The sequence below is a fragment of the Ruegeria sp. HKCCA5491 genome (assembly GCF_013034565.1).
Classification (GTDB): Bacteria; Pseudomonadota; Alphaproteobacteria; order Rhodobacterales; family Rhodobacteraceae; genus Ruegeria.
Genome location: NZ_WQGG01000013.1, coordinates 107,165 through 124,857, shown reverse-complemented (window position 1 = coordinate 124,857; position 17,693 = coordinate 107,165). Strand labels below are relative to the sequence as shown.

The 17,693-nt window shown below is 58.1% G+C and carries 10 protein-coding genes; 9 read left to right on the top strand and 1 reads right to left on the bottom strand.

What is annotated here, in order from left to right:
- Nucleotides 1-43: 43 nt before the first annotated feature.
- From GOV88_RS17190 to GOV88_RS17155, 8 genes are all read left to right on the top strand, one after another.
- Nucleotides 44-1,624: an ABC transporter substrate-binding protein gene (locus GOV88_RS17190; protein WP_171126629.1), complete on the top strand. Its 1,581-nt coding sequence runs from the start codon at nt 44-46 to the stop codon at nt 1,622-1,624.
- A 128-nt stretch (nt 1,625-1,752) separates the two neighbouring features.
- Nucleotides 1,753-3,318: an ABC transporter substrate-binding protein gene (locus GOV88_RS17185; protein ID WP_171241172.1), complete on the top strand. Its 1,566-nt coding sequence runs from the start codon at nt 1,753-1,755 to the stop codon at nt 3,316-3,318.
- A 4-nt stretch (nt 3,319-3,322) separates the two neighbouring features.
- Entirely contained in the window at nt 3,323-4,270 is a 948-nt protein-coding gene (locus GOV88_RS17180; protein ID WP_171241171.1) for a glutathione S-transferase family protein, read from the top strand.
- Nucleotides 4,271-4,318: 48 nt separating this feature from the next.
- A complete protein-coding gene (locus tag GOV88_RS17175) occupies nt 4,319-5,299 on the top strand; it encodes an ABC transporter permease (protein WP_171125816.1) in 981 nt (326 codons plus the stop codon).
- Nucleotides 5,296-6,246: an ABC transporter permease gene (locus GOV88_RS17170; protein ID WP_171125819.1), complete on the top strand. Its 951-nt coding sequence runs from the start codon at nt 5,296-5,298 to the stop codon at nt 6,244-6,246. The genes GOV88_RS17175 and GOV88_RS17170 overlap by 4 nt, the downstream gene beginning before the upstream one ends.
- A 4-nt stretch (nt 6,247-6,250) precedes the next feature.
- On the top strand, nt 6,251-7,960 hold the full coding sequence (locus GOV88_RS17165) for an ABC transporter ATP-binding protein (protein ID WP_171126632.1): 1,710 nt from the start codon (nt 6,251-6,253) through the stop codon (nt 7,958-7,960).
- Between the two features lie 123 nt (nt 7,961-8,083).
- On the top strand, nt 8,084-11,353 hold the full coding sequence (locus GOV88_RS17160; RefSeq protein WP_171241170.1) for an adenylate/guanylate cyclase domain-containing protein: 3,270 nt from the start codon (nt 8,084-8,086) through the stop codon (nt 11,351-11,353).
- Nucleotides 11,354-11,363: 10 nt separating this feature from the next.
- Nucleotides 11,364-12,527, top strand: a complete 1,164-nt coding sequence (locus GOV88_RS17155) for a hypothetical protein (RefSeq protein WP_171241169.1) — start codon at nt 11,364-11,366, stop codon at nt 12,525-12,527.
- Here GOV88_RS17155 and GOV88_RS17150 read toward each other — a convergent pair.
- Nucleotides 12,524-16,153 carry a flavoprotein gene (locus GOV88_RS17150; protein ID WP_171241168.1) on the bottom strand — a complete coding sequence of 1,210 codons (3,630 nt, stop codon included), beginning with the start codon at nt 16,151-16,153 and terminating at the stop codon, nt 12,524-12,526. The genes GOV88_RS17155 and GOV88_RS17150 overlap by 4 nt on opposite strands.
- A 430-nt stretch (nt 16,154-16,583) precedes the next feature.
- On the opposite strand from GOV88_RS17150, the gene GOV88_RS17145 reads away from it, so the two are divergent.
- Entirely contained in the window at nt 16,584-17,690 is a 1,107-nt protein-coding gene (locus GOV88_RS17145; protein ID WP_171241167.1) for a saccharopine dehydrogenase family protein, read from the top strand.
- Nucleotides 17,691-17,693 lie beyond the last annotated feature (3 nt).

Below are 17,693 nucleotides of genomic sequence, written 5' to 3'. Positions count from 1 at the left end.
GGCCGTTGAAAGGCGGCATTAACGAAAACCCGGGGAGACTAAAATGATCCTAAGAAACCTGATGATTGCTGCCAGTGCGACTGCATTGATGGCGGCAGGCGCATCGGCTGAAACCTTGCGCTGGGCACGTGCTGGCGATGCGCTGACGCTTGACCCGCACTCGCAAAACGAAGGTCCGTCACACACCATTCGCCACCAGATGTACGAGCCGCTGATCATCCGGGATGTGACCGGTGCGTTTGAACCCGCGCTTGCGACCGAGTGGGGGCCCAAGGCAGATGACCCGAATGTCTGGGTCTTCAAGCTGCGCGAGGGTGTGAAATTCCATGACGGCGCTGACTTCAACGCCGAAGACGTGGTGTTCAGCTTTGAGCGCGCCAAGCAGCCGAACTCGGACATGAAAGAGCTGATCGGCTCGATCACCGAAGTGCGCGCGGTTGATGACTATACCGTCGAGATTGTCACCGATGGCCCGAACCCGATCCTGCCGTCGAACCTGACCAACCTGTTCATTTTGGACAAGGGTTGGGCCGAAGCGAACAACACCGTCAATGTGCAGGATTTCGAAGGTGGCGAGATCACTTATGCGACCACCAACGCCAACGGCACGGGACCTTATAAACTGCAAAGCCGCGAGCCTGACGTCAAAACCGTGATGGTGCGCAACGACGACTATTGGGGCATCGACCAGTTCCCGATGGAAGTGACCGAGATCGTTTATACCCCCATCCAGAACGCTGCGACCCGTGTGGCGGCGATGCTGTCGGGCGAGGTGAACTTCCTGCAGGACATGCCGGTGCAGGATATTGAGCGCGTAAACGGCGCCGATGGCCTGATGGTCAAGCAAGCCCCGCAGAACCGCGTCATTTTCTTTGGTATGAACCAGGGTTCGGACGACATCGAAGCGGATAACGTCGATGGCAAGAATCCTCTGGCCGATGTGCGGGTGCGTCAGGCGATGTCGATGGCGATCAACCGCGATGCGATCAAGCAGGTCGTGATGCGCGGTCAGTCGCAGCCTGCGGGTATGATCGCACCGCCATTCGTCAACGGCTGGACCGCCGAAATGGACGGTGAATCCTCAACCGATCTGGAAAAAGCCAAGGCACTTATGGCCGAGGCGGGCTATCCTGACGGTTTCTCGCTGCGGCTGGACTGCCCGAATGACCGCTACATCAACGATGAGGCGATCTGTCAGGCGGCCGTTGGGATGCTGGGTCAGATTGGCGTGACCGTCAACTTGGACGCCAAGCCCAAGGCGCAGCACTTCCCGCTGATCACCGACAGCAAGACCGACTTCTACATGCTGGGTTGGGGTGTTCCGACATATGACTCGGAATACATCTTCAACTTCCTGGTCCATGGCCGCGAAGACGATATCGGCACGTGGAATGGTACCGGCTATCAGGACGATGCGCTGGACGCGAAGATCAAGTCGCTGGCGTCCAACACTGATCTTGACGCACGGAATGCCGACATCGCCGACATCTGGCGCGTGGTTCAGGATGAAGCACTTTACATCCCCATTCACCACCAGGTCCTGAACTGGGGTATGGCCGACGGTGTAGGCATCGAAGTGGATGCCGAAGACCAGCCCAAGGTCAAATACTTTACCATGAACTAAATCGGTTCCAACAAGTATCAGGCAGGGCGCTAGTTTCGCGCCCTGTTTTTTTGTGTCGGCCTGAGAATTCCTTGCGTGCGCACAAGAAACCAAGAACACTCGGCAGCAGAAAACAGGGAGACATCACAATGATCCTCAGAAACAGCGCCATTGGCCTGGCCCTTTTAGCTGCGACCAGTGTTCAGGCGGCCGAGTTTAAATGGGCCTCGACCACTGATCCGCAGACCATGGATCCGCACGCCGTCAACTCGGCCCCGGTCCTGGGCTTTCTCAACAATGTCTACGAAGGGCTGGTGCGTCGCGGCAAAGACATGACGGTCGAACCCGCACTGGCCGTAAGCTGGGAGCCCATCGGAGAGGGCGACGGCTGGCGATTCAAGCTGCGTGAGGGCGTGACCTTTCATGATGGCAGCAGTTTTGATGCGCAGGACGTTCTGTTCAGCTATCAGCGCGCCTCGGGTGAGGCCGCCGATACCCGCAGTTGGTTCGCCCCGGTCAGTGAGGTGATTGTGGTAGACGATTACACCGTCGACATCATGACCACAGCACCCAACCCGCTGTTCCCGTCCTCGATCGCCAACTGGATGATCATGGATCAGGGATGGACCGAAGCCAATGATGCCGCTGTGCCCGACAAGGAATCTGGCAACTACGCCACGATCAACGCAAATGGCACCGGGGCCTTCAAGGTGACAGAGCGAGAACCGGGGTTAAAGACTGTGTTAGAGCCGCATGGCGACTGGTGGGGTGAGGTCGAGCACAACATTACCCGCGCCGAGTTCAACCCGATCCAAAACCCGGCGACCGCTGTGGCGGCGCTGCTGTCGGGCGATGTGGACATGATCAACCCTGTCCCCATTCAGGACGTTGCGCGCCTGAAGGAAAATGGCGATGTCGACGTCATTCAGGGGATCGAGGCGCGCGTGATCATGCTGGGCTTTGACCACGAAGCCGAAGCGTTGAAATACACCGATGACGCAGGCAATCCGAACCCGTTCCGTGACGTGCGGGTCCGTCAGGCCATCGCGAACGCGGTGAATGTCGATGCCATTCTCGCCACGACCATGCGTGGCAATGCCGAGGCCGCCTCGCAATTGGTCAGCCCAGCCATGAGTGGTTATTCCGAGGCCAATGCCGAACGCCCCGCCTTTGATGTCGAAGGGGCCAAGGCGCTGTTGGCCGAGGCCGGATATGCCGATGGGTTCTCGTTCGGTCTGAAATGCCCGAATGACCGCTACCTGAATGACGAAGCGGTCTGTCAGGCGATTGTCAGCATGTTGGCTCAGATCGGAGTGACGGCGGAACTGGATGCCATGCCTGTCCGCAACTATTGGCCGGAACTGCGTGAAGACAATTACGACATGTATCTGCTGGGCTGGAGCCCCGGAACCTTTGATGCCGAACATCCCGTGCGCTTCCTTGTCGCCACGCCGAACGAGGAAAAGAAACTGGGCAGTTGGAATTTCGGCGGCTACTCGAACGAGCGGGTAGATGAGCTTTTGCCGATGATTCAGTCGGAGCTGGACGCCGAAAAACGTCAGGCCATGCTGGATGAGGTGACGGCAATTTATCAGGACGACCATGTGTACGTGCCGATGTACGTGCAGCCCCTAGTCTGGGGGACCGGCAGCAATATCGACCTGACACAACGCCCGGACAATTTCTTCATCCTACGCTGGGTGACGGTGAACTGACCGCATGGGTGTAATGATCGCCGGGGTCTACCATTTGGAAGACCCCGCCCCGGACTCAAAGCTTGACGGCGCATACCGCCGTCAGGCGTCGACCATCCGCAACGCTTTGCCGGGTGATCCTGTTGAAGCGGGTCGGTTCCACCTTTACGCCGCGTGGAACTGCCCTTGGGCGCATCGGGTTTTGCTGACCCGCGCGGTCAAGGGTCTGGAAGACGTGATCACGGTCGCTTATGCCCGCCCGCGTCGAACGTCCGATGGTTGGGTCTATGACCTCGAGGGTGAGTATTCCGATTCCCTGTTCAACGTCACCGCGCTGCATCAGGTCTATGCAAGGGTTGATCCCGCCTATACCGGGCGTATCACGGTTCCCTTGCTGTGGGATCGTGTCGAAAACTGCGCTGTGTCCAATGAATCCGCCGATCTGGTGCGGATGCTGGGTACGCTTGAAGGATATGGCCCGAACCTTGCCCCGCCGGATAAGCTGGAGCAGATCGACTACTGGAACGCAAAGATTTACCCGCGCCTGAACAATGGCGTCTATCGCGCCGGGTTTGCCCGCACGCAAGAGGCGTATGAAGCCGGGTTTCAGGACGTCTTCGCCATGCTGGACGAAATCGAATCGCATCTGGACACCAACCGCTATCTTTGCGGTGACGTCCTGACCGAAGCTGATCTGCGCCTGTTTCCGACGCTTGCGCGCTTTGATGTGGCGTATCACTACGCATTCCGCTGCAATTTGCGGCGACTGGTTGACTACCCGAACCTGTGGGGATATGCGCGCGATCTCTATGCACGACCCGAGATCGGGCGGACAGTCAAACCAGACATCTATAAGGCAGGGTATTTCTCACCATCCGAGCTGAGAAATCCTCTGGGTATTGTCCCGTTGGGGCCAGAGGTCGACTGGACGGCTCCGCAGGATAGACGGTCGCTGTCACCCGCGACATCTTGACCATTCGGTCAGGGCGTGCGTAGACACGAAGATCAATGGGGAAAGTGAATGTTCGCATATATCGTCCGAAGGATGTTCCAATCCGTGATCGTGTTGCTGGTCGTGGGTCTGGTCGCGTTTTCAATGTTCCGGTTTGTTGGCGATCCGATCGACAACATGCTGGGGCAAGAGCGCACTCAGGCTGACATCGACCGCCTTCGCACCGAGCTTGGTTTGGATCAACCGTTTCCAGTTCAATACTTCAAGTTCTTGCAAGGTGCCGTGCAGGGCAATTTCGGCGTTTCATACCGCCAAGGCCGCCCGGTGTCGACGATCATAGCCGAGCGCGCGCCTGCGACTTTGGAGCTTGCCTTTGTGTCCGGTTTCCTTGCGATCACGCTGGGCATCGCTCTGGGCGTATTTACGGCGATACGACGACAAGGGCTCGCTGCGAACGTGATCATGACTGTCAGTCTGATCGGGGTTTCGTTGCCCACGTTTCTAATCGGTATATTGCTGATCTATATCTTCTCGGTTGAACTTGACCTTCTGCCCAGCTTCGGGAGGGGCGAGACCGTTATGATTGGAGACTGGTGGTCCACAGGTTTTCTGACGACCTCGGGGCTCAAGGCGCTGATCCTCCCGGCGATCACGCTGGGCCTCTATCAGATGACACTGATCATGCGGTTGGTGCGGTCTGAAATGCTTGAGGTGATGCGCGCTGACTATGTCCGCTTTGCCCGTGCCCGTGGATTGTCGGACCGGGTGATCAACTTCCGCCATGCGCTGAAGAACACTCTGGTGCCGGTGATTACCATCACCGGATTGCAGCTTGGATCGATCATCGCTTTCGCCATCATCACCGAGACTGTGTTCCAGTGGCCGGGTGTCGGCCTGTTGTTCATAAACGCGATCCAGTTCGTCGATATTCCCGTCATGGCCGCCTATCTGATGCTGATTTCGGTCATGTTCGTGACGATCAACCTGATTGTCGATCTTCTTTACTATGCCATTGACCCGCGCCTGCGTGTCGACGCGAGGGCCACATGACCGATACTCTCGATACCCCCAAAGCCCCGGAAAAGACGCGGTTTGCCAAGTTCTGGGACAGCGATTTCGCCTGGTCCTTCCGGCATTCGCCTGTGGCGATTATTGCCACGCTGGTTGTCGTTGTTCTGGTGCTGTCGGCGATCTTTGCGCCGCTGATTGCACCGTATAACCCGTTCGATCCTTCGTCGCTGAACCTGATGAACGGGTTTACGCCGCCTGGCACACCCAACGCGTTCACACAGGAGACATTTCTGCTGGGCACCGACGATCAGGGGCGGGACGTGTTCTCGACCATCCTGTACGGGATGCGGATTTCCCTGTTCGTGGGGGCCTCAGCGGTGCTTCTGGCTTTGATTATCGGCGTTGTTCTGGGTCTGGTCGCGGCCTATTTCGGTGGCTGGATCGAGACTCTGATCATGCGGATTGCCGACGTACAGCTAACCTTCCCGGCCATTCTGGTCGCCATGCTGATCTTTGGTATCGCAAAGGGTGTTACCCCACCGGAATACAGGGATGAGATGGCGATCTATGTTCTGATCGTCGCGATTGCCTTGTCCGACTGGGTGCAATTCGCGCGCGTGGTGCGCGGCGCGGCGCTGGTTGAGAAAAACAAGGAATACGTTCAGGCCGCGCGCCTGATCGGTCGTGGATCCTTCCCGATCATGTTCCGCCATATCTTGCCCAACGTCCTCAGCCCGGTTCTGGTGATTGCCACGATCTCATTGGCGCTGGCGATCATTGCCGAGGCGACGCTGAGTTTCCTTGGTGTTGGCGCGCCTCCGACTCAGCCGTCGCTGGGCACGCTGATCCGCATTGGGCAGGGTTTCCTGTTCTCGGGTGAGTGGTGGATTCTGTTCTTCCCGGCCTGCACCCTTCTGGCGCTGGCCTTGTCCGTAAACCTGCTGGGCGACTGGCTGCGCGACGCGCTGAACCCCAAGCTGCGGTGATTTCATGAGCCTTTTGACAATCAATGACCTGACGGTCGAATTCCCGACCCGCCGCCAATTGTTTACCGCCGTGGATCATGTGGATCTGTCGGTTGAACCGGGTGAAATCCATGGGCTTGTGGGCGAATCCGGTGCCGGTAAATCCACTATCGGGGCCGCCATCATGGGGCTGCTGGACCGCCCCGGTCGTATCGCAAGCGGTACGATCAAGCTGAGCGGCGACCAGATCAGCGGTATCGACGCCGAGGCGATGCGTGGGCTGCGCGGCAAGAAGATCTCGATGATCTTTCAGGATCCGCTGACTTCGCTCAACCCGCTGTTCACCGTGCGCGAGCAACTGGTCGAGACTATTCAGGCGCATCTGGGTGGCTCGGATGCCGAGGCCAACAAACGGGCCCGCGATCTGATTGACCGGGTGGGTATCCCTGACCCTGATACGCGGCTGGATCAATACCCGCACCAGTTCTCGGGCGGGATGCGGCAGCGTGTTGTGATCGCTCTGGCGCTTTGCACAGAACCCGACGTGATCATTGCGGATGAGCCGACGACCGCGCTGGATGTGTCTGTTCAGGCGCAGATTCTGGACTTGATCAAGGAACTCGCGACCGAACGGCAGGTGGGCGTCATTCTGATCACGCACGACATGGGTGTGATTGCAGACACCACCGACAAGGTGACGGTGATGTATGCGGGTAAGGTCGTCGAAAGTGGCCCGACATCGCAAGTCATGGGCCAGCCGACCCACGAATATACCAAATCCCTGATCGCCGCCGTGCCGCGCCCGACGCTGAAACTGCATCGCTTTCCCCAGATCAGCTATGGCGGGCGCGAAACCCGCTTTGCGATCGAGGATATGGCCCGCCACTGGCCCAAGGTCGACAATGACACCAGCAAGCCTGTGTTCGAAATTCGCAACTTGACCAAGAAGTTCCTGCAAAAGCGTGGGCTTTTGCCATGGGACCGCACCTATTTCACCGCAGTTGACGATGTCAGCTTTGATATTCGCGCGGGCGAGGTGTTTGGCGTGGTGGGCGAGTCCGGCTCGGGCAAGTCCACGGTCGCGCGGATGATCGCAGGGCTGTATCCGGTTGACGGCGGGTCGATCACTTTTGAAGGCAAGGTGGTCAGCGACCTGACCGACAAAGCCGCGCTGGATGCCTATCGCAAGAACATCCAGATGATCTTTCAGGACCCGTATTCCTCGTTGAACCCACGGATGCGCGTGGATGAGATCGTGGCCGAACCGATCCGTCATCACAGGTTGATGGACGGAACCGACATCAAGCGCCGCGTGGATGAGCTGTTGGATCAGGTGGGGCTGGGTCACGAGGCCGGGTTGAAATACCCGCATGAATTCTCGGGCGGTCAGCGTCAGCGGATTTCGATTGCGCGCGCCCTTGCCACGCAGCCGCGTTTCCTGATCTGTGACGAACCGACCAGTGCGCTGGACGTGTCGATTCAGGCTCAAATCCTGAACATCCTGAAGGATTTGCAGGAACATCTGGGTCTGACCTTGCTGTTCATCAGCCATGACCTTCCGGTGGTGCGCCAGATGTGCGACCGGGTTGCGGTTATGAAACAGGGCAAGGTGGTCGAACTGCAAGAGACCAACGATCTGTTTGCCAACCCGCAAACTGAATACGCAAGCGAATTGCTGCGCCTGATGCCCAAACTCGACGATCTGTCGACCGAGGGATTAGAAGCTGAAACTTGAACCCAACGCCCGATTTTCGGGCTTTGGGCTATACCAAAAAATTAAATTAGTTAACGATTGCAGACTCGGACGGGTCTGCTGTGCTACGCCTATGTCTGAAGTTGGGGGCTTCAGAGGGGCGATATGTCTCAGGACCTTAGGGACTGGCTAAGCGCACTTGGTTTGTCTGACTATGCGCAGGCCTTTTTGGATAACAAAATTGATTTCGCAATTTTGCCCGATCTGACGGGCGAAGACCTGATCGAAATCGGAGTGACCGCCGTCGGTGACCGCCGGCGTCTTTTGCGTGCGATTTCCGAACTTGAACCGGTCGACCTTGTTCAACCTTATGAACCGCAAACCCCGCTTGAGCCCGCAAAGCGACAAGTCACGGTCATGTTCGCGGACCTCACAGGGTTTACCCGGCTGTCCAGCGAGTTGGACGCCGAGGACATGCACGCGCTGCTGAACGAGTTCTTTCACAAGGTGGATCACGTCGTCGAAAAATTCGGCGGACGGATCGACAAGCATATCGGCGACGCGGTGATGGCTGTATTCGGCGCGCCGATTTCACACACCAACGATACCGAACGCGCAGCGCGGGCTGCGTTGGAGATTCATGCGGCTCTGCCCACCCTGACACGGCCCCTTTCCTGCCATATCGGAATCGCATCGGGGCAGGTCATCGCCAGCACGACAGGCAGCGAAGCCCATACCGAATACACCGTCACCGGCGACGGGGTGAACCTTGCCTCGCGGGTGACAGACATGGCTGCGCCGGGTGAAACGCTTGTGTCACATGACATTCAGCGCGCGTTGGGGCCGCTTTTCGTGGGCGAGTCCATGGGGGCCAAGGCCATCAAGGGCCTGAACGAACCCATCGAGCTTTGGCGGCTGGATCGGATGGCGCGGAACATCCGTTCGCGCCGTCACCGTTTTGTGGGTCGCGAGCGCGAGATGTCGTTGTTCTCGGCCACGTTCGACCGATGCCAGCGGCACGGCAAGGGCGAGGTTCATATAGTTCTGGGTGAGCCGGGCATCGGCAAGACGCACCTGTCCGAACAGGTTGCCGAACTTGCCGACAGCTTGTCTTACGCCGTGCATACCGGCGTCGTCATGGATTTCGGTGCGCGCGAGGGGCATTCAGCCATTCAATCCGTAGCGCGCAGCATGTTGGGGCTTGAGGCAACCGATAACGCCGAAACCTGCGCTGAGGTGGCCAAAAGCGCAATCGGCAAGGGTTGGGTGTCGCCGTCCAATGCCACGCATTTGAACGCGCTGCTTGAACTTGAACAGGACCCCGGACTGGCCGAAGTCTATGCAGTCATGGACAATGCCACCCGCCTGCGCGGGCGGCGTCAGGTGATTGACGAGTTGATTGCCGCCTGCAGTCAGGACAGCCCGCTCTTGATCCAGATCGAGGATATCCACTGGGCGACGCCCGACATCCTGACGGCTTGCGCCCATATCGCGGCCGCTACGCGTGACCTGCCTTGTGTGTTGCTGATGACCAGCCGTGTCGAAGGCGACCCGATTGATCGCGATTGGCAGCTTGGCACCGAGGGCGCGCTGGTTTCGAAACTGGAACTGGCACCTATGGGGGATGATCAGGCCCGGCAACTGGTCGAAGAGTTCACCGGCATAGACCCCGAACTTCTGGACGCCTGTGTGCGTCGGGCAGGTGGCAACCCGCTGTTTCTTGAGCAGTTGCTGCGCAATATCGACGTGCTCAAGCGAGACTCGGTTCCCGGAAGTATCCAAGGCATTGTTCAGTCACGGCTGGATGCATTGGATCCGTCCAGCCGATCCGCGATTCAGGCGGCCTCGGTTCTGGGGCAACGTTTCTGGCCTGAGGTTTTGAACTTTATTCTGGGAAAAGGGCATCTGGATACCTCGACACTGATCCGCTCGGCCCTGATCCGCGAGGCAGGGACAGATCTGATGTTTGCGCACGCCCTGATCCGGGACGGGTCCTATGCCACGCTGGTAAAGTCCGAGCGTACACGGCTGCACCGCGAGGCTGCCAAATGGTTTGAAGAGCGAGACGCGACCCTGCGCGCACAGCATTTGGATCGCGCCGGGGCCAGCAACGCGGCGCAAGCCTATCTTGAAGCCGCCGAGAACCTGATTCTGGGCTTCCAATATGATGAAGCCAGCCCCCTGATCGAGCGCGCTTTGGAATTACCGGCCCCGGATGGTGTTCGGTTCGATCTGTTGTGCGCACGCGGGGAAACGCACCGGTTGCAGGGATATTCAGATGACGCGCTGCGCGAGTTCAAAGAGGCAGCCAGTCTTGCCGAGACCGATGAGCAGACCTGCCGCGCCTATATTGGGTTGGCGCAAACCGACCGGCAGGCAAGCCTGTACCAAGAGGCGCTGGATAGCCTTGAAATCGCCGAGGCCGCCGCTGAACGCTGCGGATCGGAAAGAGACATCGCGCAGATCAACTATGTGCGCGGCAATATCTATTTCCCGCTGGGTCAGGTCGAAAAGGCACTGGCCAGCAATGAAAAAGCGCTGACTTTGGCGCGCAAGTTACAATCGGCGCGGTTGGAGGTGGGCGCTCTTAGCGGCTTTGGTGACGCCAATTTCATGAATGCCACCATGCGGTCGGCGACCGGGTTTTACACGCAGGCCGTCGAGCGCGCGCGCGAAGAAGGATTGGTGCGGGATATGGCTGCGAACCTTCACAATCTCAGCGTTGCGCGCAGCTATTCCGGCGACGTGGCGCAAGGCAAGGTGGACGCGCAGGAAGCCATAGAGATTTCGCAGAAGTACTTTGCCTTTGTGCCGGAATGTGTGGCCCAAACATGTCTTGGTGTGGCGCAGACCTTTTTGGGTGAAATGGACGGCGCGCTGGAGTCCTTTACCCTCTCTGCCGAAATTGCCGCCCGAGTTGGGGCCAAGCGGCTGGAGGCGCAGGCGCTGGAGCATCTGGCACGTACACAGGTCTATGCCGGGCAGAAGGATCAGGCGCGCGAAACAGGTCGGCGGGCCGTGGACATTGCGTTGGAACATGGGCGCAACTTTGTGGGGCCAAAGGCGCTGTCAGCGCTGGCCTTGGCTGAAACAGACCCTGACAAACAGGATCAACACTTGAAACTGGGCGCACAGATCATTGCCGAGGGCTGCGTCGGGCACAGCCATTTGCATTTCTACCCCGATGCAAGCGCCGTCATGCTGGCGCGGCAGGAATGGGACAAGGCCACCGGATATGCCGACGCATTGGCCCGTTTTACCGCCGATGAGCCTTTGCCAATGGTCGATCTTTCGATCCAGCACACCAAGGTTCTGGCCGCGTGCGGTGGTTGGGGCATCCCGTTAAGCGCACATGAAGAGTTTGAGGCGCTGGGCGCGGGTTTCTCTGAGATGGGCATCACACAGTCCCTGGTCGGACGTCTGGACCAAGTTTGAAAGGGACTGAATGAGTATCGAAAAGAAGGTTTGGTTGATTTCCGGTGCCCTGACACTTGGGCTGCTAGTCTTGTTGTTCAAACTGTTGGTCGAGCTGAATCACTTCGAGGGCGATCCGACGCAACTGCCTGATCAGGCATCGGTGGATGGCTACCTGCAAGACTTGGAAAACGTGCCGGAGTATCAGGTCAGGACCGGAATTTTCATCAAGTCGTTTGTTTTCACCGATGCCAGCGATGTCCATGTCACCGGATATGTCTGGCAGCATTACGAAGACGGTGTGCATGACGCGATCAAACCGACCGGCGATGCTGTCGGGTTCGTGCTGCCCGATGCTTCGGATGCCGCCAGCGGGATGATCGAAGAAGCCTATCGCATGGATCAGGACGGCGAAGAACTGATCGGCTGGTATTTTGAACAGACCCTACGGCAGAATTTCGACTACACCAGCTATCCCTTCGACCATAAAACCGTATGGGTCCGGTTCTGGCCCGCCAGTTTCGACGCCGCCGTGGCCCTGATCCCCGATTTCGCGGCCTATCCAGCCACGGGTCCCGACGACATATTCGGGATCGACAGCCGCATCGTCATGGGCACGTGGGAGCGGGAGAATACCTATTTCGACTATCGCCTGTCCGATCTGGGCACCACGCTGGGCATCAGTGATGCCGAATTCCAGACCAACCTGCCCGAGTTGCACTATAACTTTGTCATCAAGCGCAACTTCGGCAACGCCTTCGTCGTTCACATGATCCCCCTGATCGTCGTTACGATGCTGCTGTTTGGCGCAGTCATGACCGTGACCCGCCGGCCCGAGTTGATCGAGCGGCACGATTTCAGCACCTCTAGCGTGATTGGCACCTGTTCGGTTCTGTTCTTCGTGATCCTGCTGGCGCATGTGCAACTGCGTGAAGGCTTTGCCGGATCGCCGGTGATCTACATGGAGTCGTTCTTTTTCCTGATGTATTTCCTGCTGCTGGCCGTGTCCGTGAACACCTACCTGTTCGCGTCCGAGGCCGTGCCGTCCCTGCGGTTCATCCACTACCGGGACAACCTGATCCCAAAGGCCGCGTTCTGGCCCTTTGTGTTGATTTGCACGGTGGCGATCACGGCCTATAACCTTAGTCTCAAGGCCGACCCCGAGGATGAAGCCGTGATCGAGATGCTTAACTAGGGCGTTGGCTGGAACCCCGGTTTCGGCGTGCCCGTGGCCATGTCCAGCGTGTATTCCGCCACGATGCCGGACGTGCCGTCGGCCCATTGGTCCAGATATTTGGTCGGGTGGGCGATGACGTAGACATAGGCAGGCTTCTTGACCCCGTCCATCAGCACGTTGATCCGCTTGCGGACATAGACATTCTCGGGCGAGCCGGGGCCGTGATAGCCTTCGAGCTTGTCCAACTCCTTCAGCCCCGAGGATGAGACGCGATAGACCTCACCCCGGATGGGTTCGCCACGCCCTTTCTGATCGACCAGCGTGGCCATCCGGTGCAGGTAGCCGCAATTGGGATTGTCGCAATGCGGCTCGTGCGGGACGATCAGGGGCATGCGTTGCCGGGTAACGGCCTCACCCACGAAATCGTCTAGCACGTCTGCATGGGCGTCGTGGTTGGGGAACCCTTTCTTGAGCGACCCGTAGGTGAAATACAGATAGGTCCGCTCGCGGTCGTCGATCAGATCATTGTCGTGGTCTTCCTCGGGCGCGATGACGGTATGGGCATTGGCCCAGTCATCCAGCATGGCCCTGATCTTGGGTTTGACCTGCTTTACGTCTTTGGCATTCTTCGGGTCCCGCAGGAAGTTGATGCAGTTGCTGGCGTCGATCCCCGGCGCGCCTAGAAGCACTTCGACCATTTTGGCCGAGTTGTTCATCACCGCCACATGCAGGCTGGTAAACCCGTGATCGTTGGTGGCGTTGACGTCGATGCCGCGGTTAATCAACTCCTGCGCCGCCTCAAGATCGGGCTTGCCAAGGTTCTGGCCGTTTTCATGCAGCTCGCCTTCGCCCCCCGCCGCATAGTGCAGAAGGGTATCGCCGTTGCTGTCATCCACGATGTCGATCCCGGCCATGCCTTTGTCGATAGCGTCAAAAACACGAGTCCATTGCGCGAACTCGTCCGAGGCCGCGGCCTCCTGCGCCCATTTGCAGATATTGTGTTCCTGATCGGCCAGTTCTTCGAACGCCTCGTCCAACACCTCCATGATCTGATCCGGGGTGGCCATCATGCCGATCCCCATCATGCCGTTGGACAATCGACCCTTGCGCGGGCCAACGATATCGACCCCCAGATCGCGCAGTTTTTCGACATTGTTCTGGGTGGTGACATTGTTCCACATGTTTGTGTTGCAAGCCGGGCAGAGGATCACCGGCTTGTTCCGGTATTGCCATGCCACAAAGACCGAGGTCAGCAGGTTGTCGGCGATCCCGTTGGCGATCTTGCCCATCGTGTTGCAGGTCACCGGCGCCACGATCACGCAGTCTGCCCAGTCACACAGCGCCAGATGCGAGGCACGCAGGGGCATCCCGAACTCGGTATAGCGGAAATTCCATTCGTCATCGTCGCGGTAATAGTCGTGATGCGAGATGTAATCTTCGATCGTTTTTGGTTTGGCTTTCTTGATATTGCCGGTTTCCTCTTCGACCTCGATATCGCGGAAAAACTTCTCGGCTGACACGGACGGGATCAGCTTGACGTTATGCCCCGCATCCTTGATCCGCTTGACCAGATCGGGAACCTTGTCTGCCGCCGACGACCCGCAGGCACACAGCAGCACATTGCGCTTTTCGCTGGGCGCATCGGTCAACCCGCCCTTGGGGTAGCCAAAGATGTTCTTGTCCAGACTGGGCGATTCATGGCGCAGCAACACCGGCAGCCCGGCTTCCTTGACGCTTTGCTGAAAGCTGCCATCCAGCACAACATCGACAATATCTTTTCTGCGACCCAGGCATTCGCCCTTGAAGAACAGGTAGGGTGGGTTTTCCTTCCCAGTCATTATCGTCAATTGCCGCCGCATTTTCATCACGTTGGCCCCGTGGCCTTCGACGTCAATCAGGCGGGCACTGGTGATGCCGATATTGGCCAGCATACTGCGCAGCATATAGGACCAGGGGTCCTCATCCGCGTAGAACAGCACAATCGGGTTGGTGTTGACGATGCGTTCGACATCCGTGGGGTCTTCGGGCGGTTCATGTTCCTCGATCACCAACATTGCCGGGTTTCCGAGGTCGCGCAGACCGCGGAAGATATGCCCGCGCGGGGCCTGCCATACTTGCGAGGTTGCCGGGCTCATATCCACGACCGTGACCAGATCGGTCTTTTCGTCATAGGCGATGCAAAGGCACCAGAACTCTTCCAGCAGGGCTGTCTCGCGAAAGACATTTGCGGGGGGGCGGATGACCTCGAACCCCAGCACGCGGTTGAAATCAATATTGATCATCAGATGGCGATCGTCGTGCGCGTTCAGGCTGTGCAACTGATCGCGGAACCAGTCCTCGGGCGATTTGTCGTCCTTGTCGGGGCGTTCTGCATAGCTTCGGAAAGTGCTGCCCAGATGCACGTCAGGTGTCTGGCTGAGATAGCGCTGCGCCAGCGCGTGCATCTCTTTGGCCGTGGAAACCCGGCTGAGCGCGTCTGTCAGATTGGCCTGTGTCGCGATCAGCAGCTTGTCTTCGTCGACCTGCTGGTCGCCCAGAATGTTCAGGCTTTCGGCCAAAACCCCCATCGAGTTCATGTTAGGGCTGGCCCGCCGGAACAGGTTGCGGCGTTTCTTGGGGTCTTTTGCCAGATATTCGGTGCTGTCTACGTAATTGCAATCCTGTTGCAGCGTTTGCAGCGTGGTCTTCACCGCATCCAATGCCGAGAACCGCAAAATCCCCCGCGACCGCATCGAGGTTCCGTCGCGGTCGGACATACCTGCCCATAGCCGGTCAATCGTCGTCACCCACAGCTTGCCGTATTTCTCGGGGTGGACATCCATCATATGCACCAACCCGGTGCTGGGGTTGCATTTCGCGATGATCGCAAAGTGACCGCCGGGCATGTTCTGTTTGCCATGCGCCACGCCGACCTGAAAATTCGCCACCAGAATGTCGTTGTCGCCGCCCACCCGGTTGGATTCGTCAATCGCCGCAAGCAGCAGATCGACCGAGGTCGTGGCCTCGTCCATGAAATAGGCCTGCACTTGTATCTTCTTGCGCAGGCCCTGCGTGTGGATGAATGTGCAGGCGACGTCATAAAGTTCGCCCAATGAAATCCCGTCATTCACAACAAAGGATGTGGGCAAAGCGCATTCGCGGAAGATGTCGTTGACCTCGCAACTGAAGCCCAATGCCGACATGCTGAGCGCGGCCGCCGTGACACTGCAACAGTTGATCGGTTGCTGGAAGTTCTGCAAATGCACGCTGACCAGATCGCCGAACAGGGTTGCGTAACAGGCTTCGCGGATTTTGACCGGGATTTCGAACCATTGGTTGCTGGACAGGTAAGCCAGCTTGGTGCCGGGCGTGGCCACGGCCTCGAGGCTGACGGGAATGTCAAAGATTTCAAGATGCTCTTCATAGAAATAGTCGCCGGTATCGGCGGTGGTCAAAGTTTTTCCGTCCTGCCGTAACTGGACGATGCCGGACAGAACGACATACATGCCCTGCGGAGGCAGAACCGTTTTTTCTGCAATGTCGAAGAATTCGAAGTGCGCGTTAATTGCCGCGCTGTCGCTGGATGAAAGAATGGAATGAATCAGTTTCCAATCCCCATCCGTCGGCTCGAATGGTTTTGAATTGTCAATCGGATCTTTTGGCACGCTTATTCCCCCTGAACTCGTCTTGAAACTATCACTGACCAACACCGGCTCTTGGCTGGTAACGGGCCCCAAATCGGTTAGCTGGAAACGAAACCGCCCCTCATAGCGCCCGGCGCTGGATGGGCTGGAGTTTGCAAGGAATTAGTGCGCAAAACCGGCCCAATAGAGCGCACATTATCGTATTTGTTGACGAAAATCACTGATCCAGTTGGGGTGGCGCCCCCTGCCAACGGCACGGGGGTCAATGGTTGATTGCGCTCAGGTCACAACACGCAATAGGGGTCGGTCGCGGCGGGTGGCGCCAAGATTTCGTCACCATGATGAAAACTCCGACACTATGACGGATCATTCCGTGTTTCCGACAAGATAACCCCTGCGAGCCGGACAAGCGGCCCGTCATACTTTCAGAAAACGAAAGAGGAGGCGCGTTTTGAGCTGGAATATCTGTGTTATCGGAGCAGGCAAGATCGGTCAGATGATCGCGACCCTGCTAAAATCTTCGTCCAATTACTCGGTCACGGTTGCGGATCGTGATCTGTCAGCCCTGTCGGTTCTGAACCGCCAAGGCATTGCGACCCGGCAGATCGACGTCAGCAACGCGGCGCAATTGGCCAAGGCGCTGACCGGCTTTGATGCCGTCATCTCGGCCGCTCCGTTTTTTCTGACCCCGCAAATCGCCAATGCCGCCAAGGCTGCAGGCGCACATTACTTTGACCTGACCGAGGATGTTGCGGCCACCAATGCCGTGCGCGAATTGGCCAAAGACAGCGCAACAGCATTCATGCCGCAATGTGGTCTGGCACCCGGGTTTGTCGGAATCGCCGGGGCAGCGCTGGCGTCAGAGTTTGATAAGTTGGACAGTTTGCACATGCGGGTTGGTGCTTTACCGCTTTATCCGACCAATGCGCTGAAATACAATCTGACATGGTCCACCGACGGGCTGATCAACGAATACTGCAACCCCTGCGATGCCATCGTGAACGGCGACCGGGTCAAGACTGCGCCGCTGGAAGATTACGAGGTGCTGGGCCATGACGGGGTGGAATATGAGTGTTTCAACACCTCGGGTGGCTTGGGCACATTACCCGAAACGCTGGACGGCAAGGCCCGGGCAGTATCCTATCGCTCGATCCGGTATCCCGGTCATTGCGATATCCTGAAACTGCTGCTCAAGGATCTGGGGCTGGAGCGTCGCCGCGATCTGCTCAAGGATATTTTCGAGACCGCCCTTCCGCGCACGGATCAAGACGTGGTGCTGGTCTATTGCACCGCAAAAGGCATGATCGACGGAAGCTTGCGCGAGAAGTCCCTGATCAACAAAAGCTATGCCCGCAAGATCAACGGACAGGTCTGGAGCGCCATTCAAGTCACCACCGCCGCAGGTGTGCTGGGTGTGGTCGATCATATGCGCACGGGCGCGCTGCCTGCCAAGGGCTTTGTCCGGCAGGAACAGGTGGCCCTGTCTGATTTCCTGAACACCGAATTTGGCCAGCTTTACCGCGCTGGCGACGCAACCCCACAGAACAAGGCGGCCTGAGAT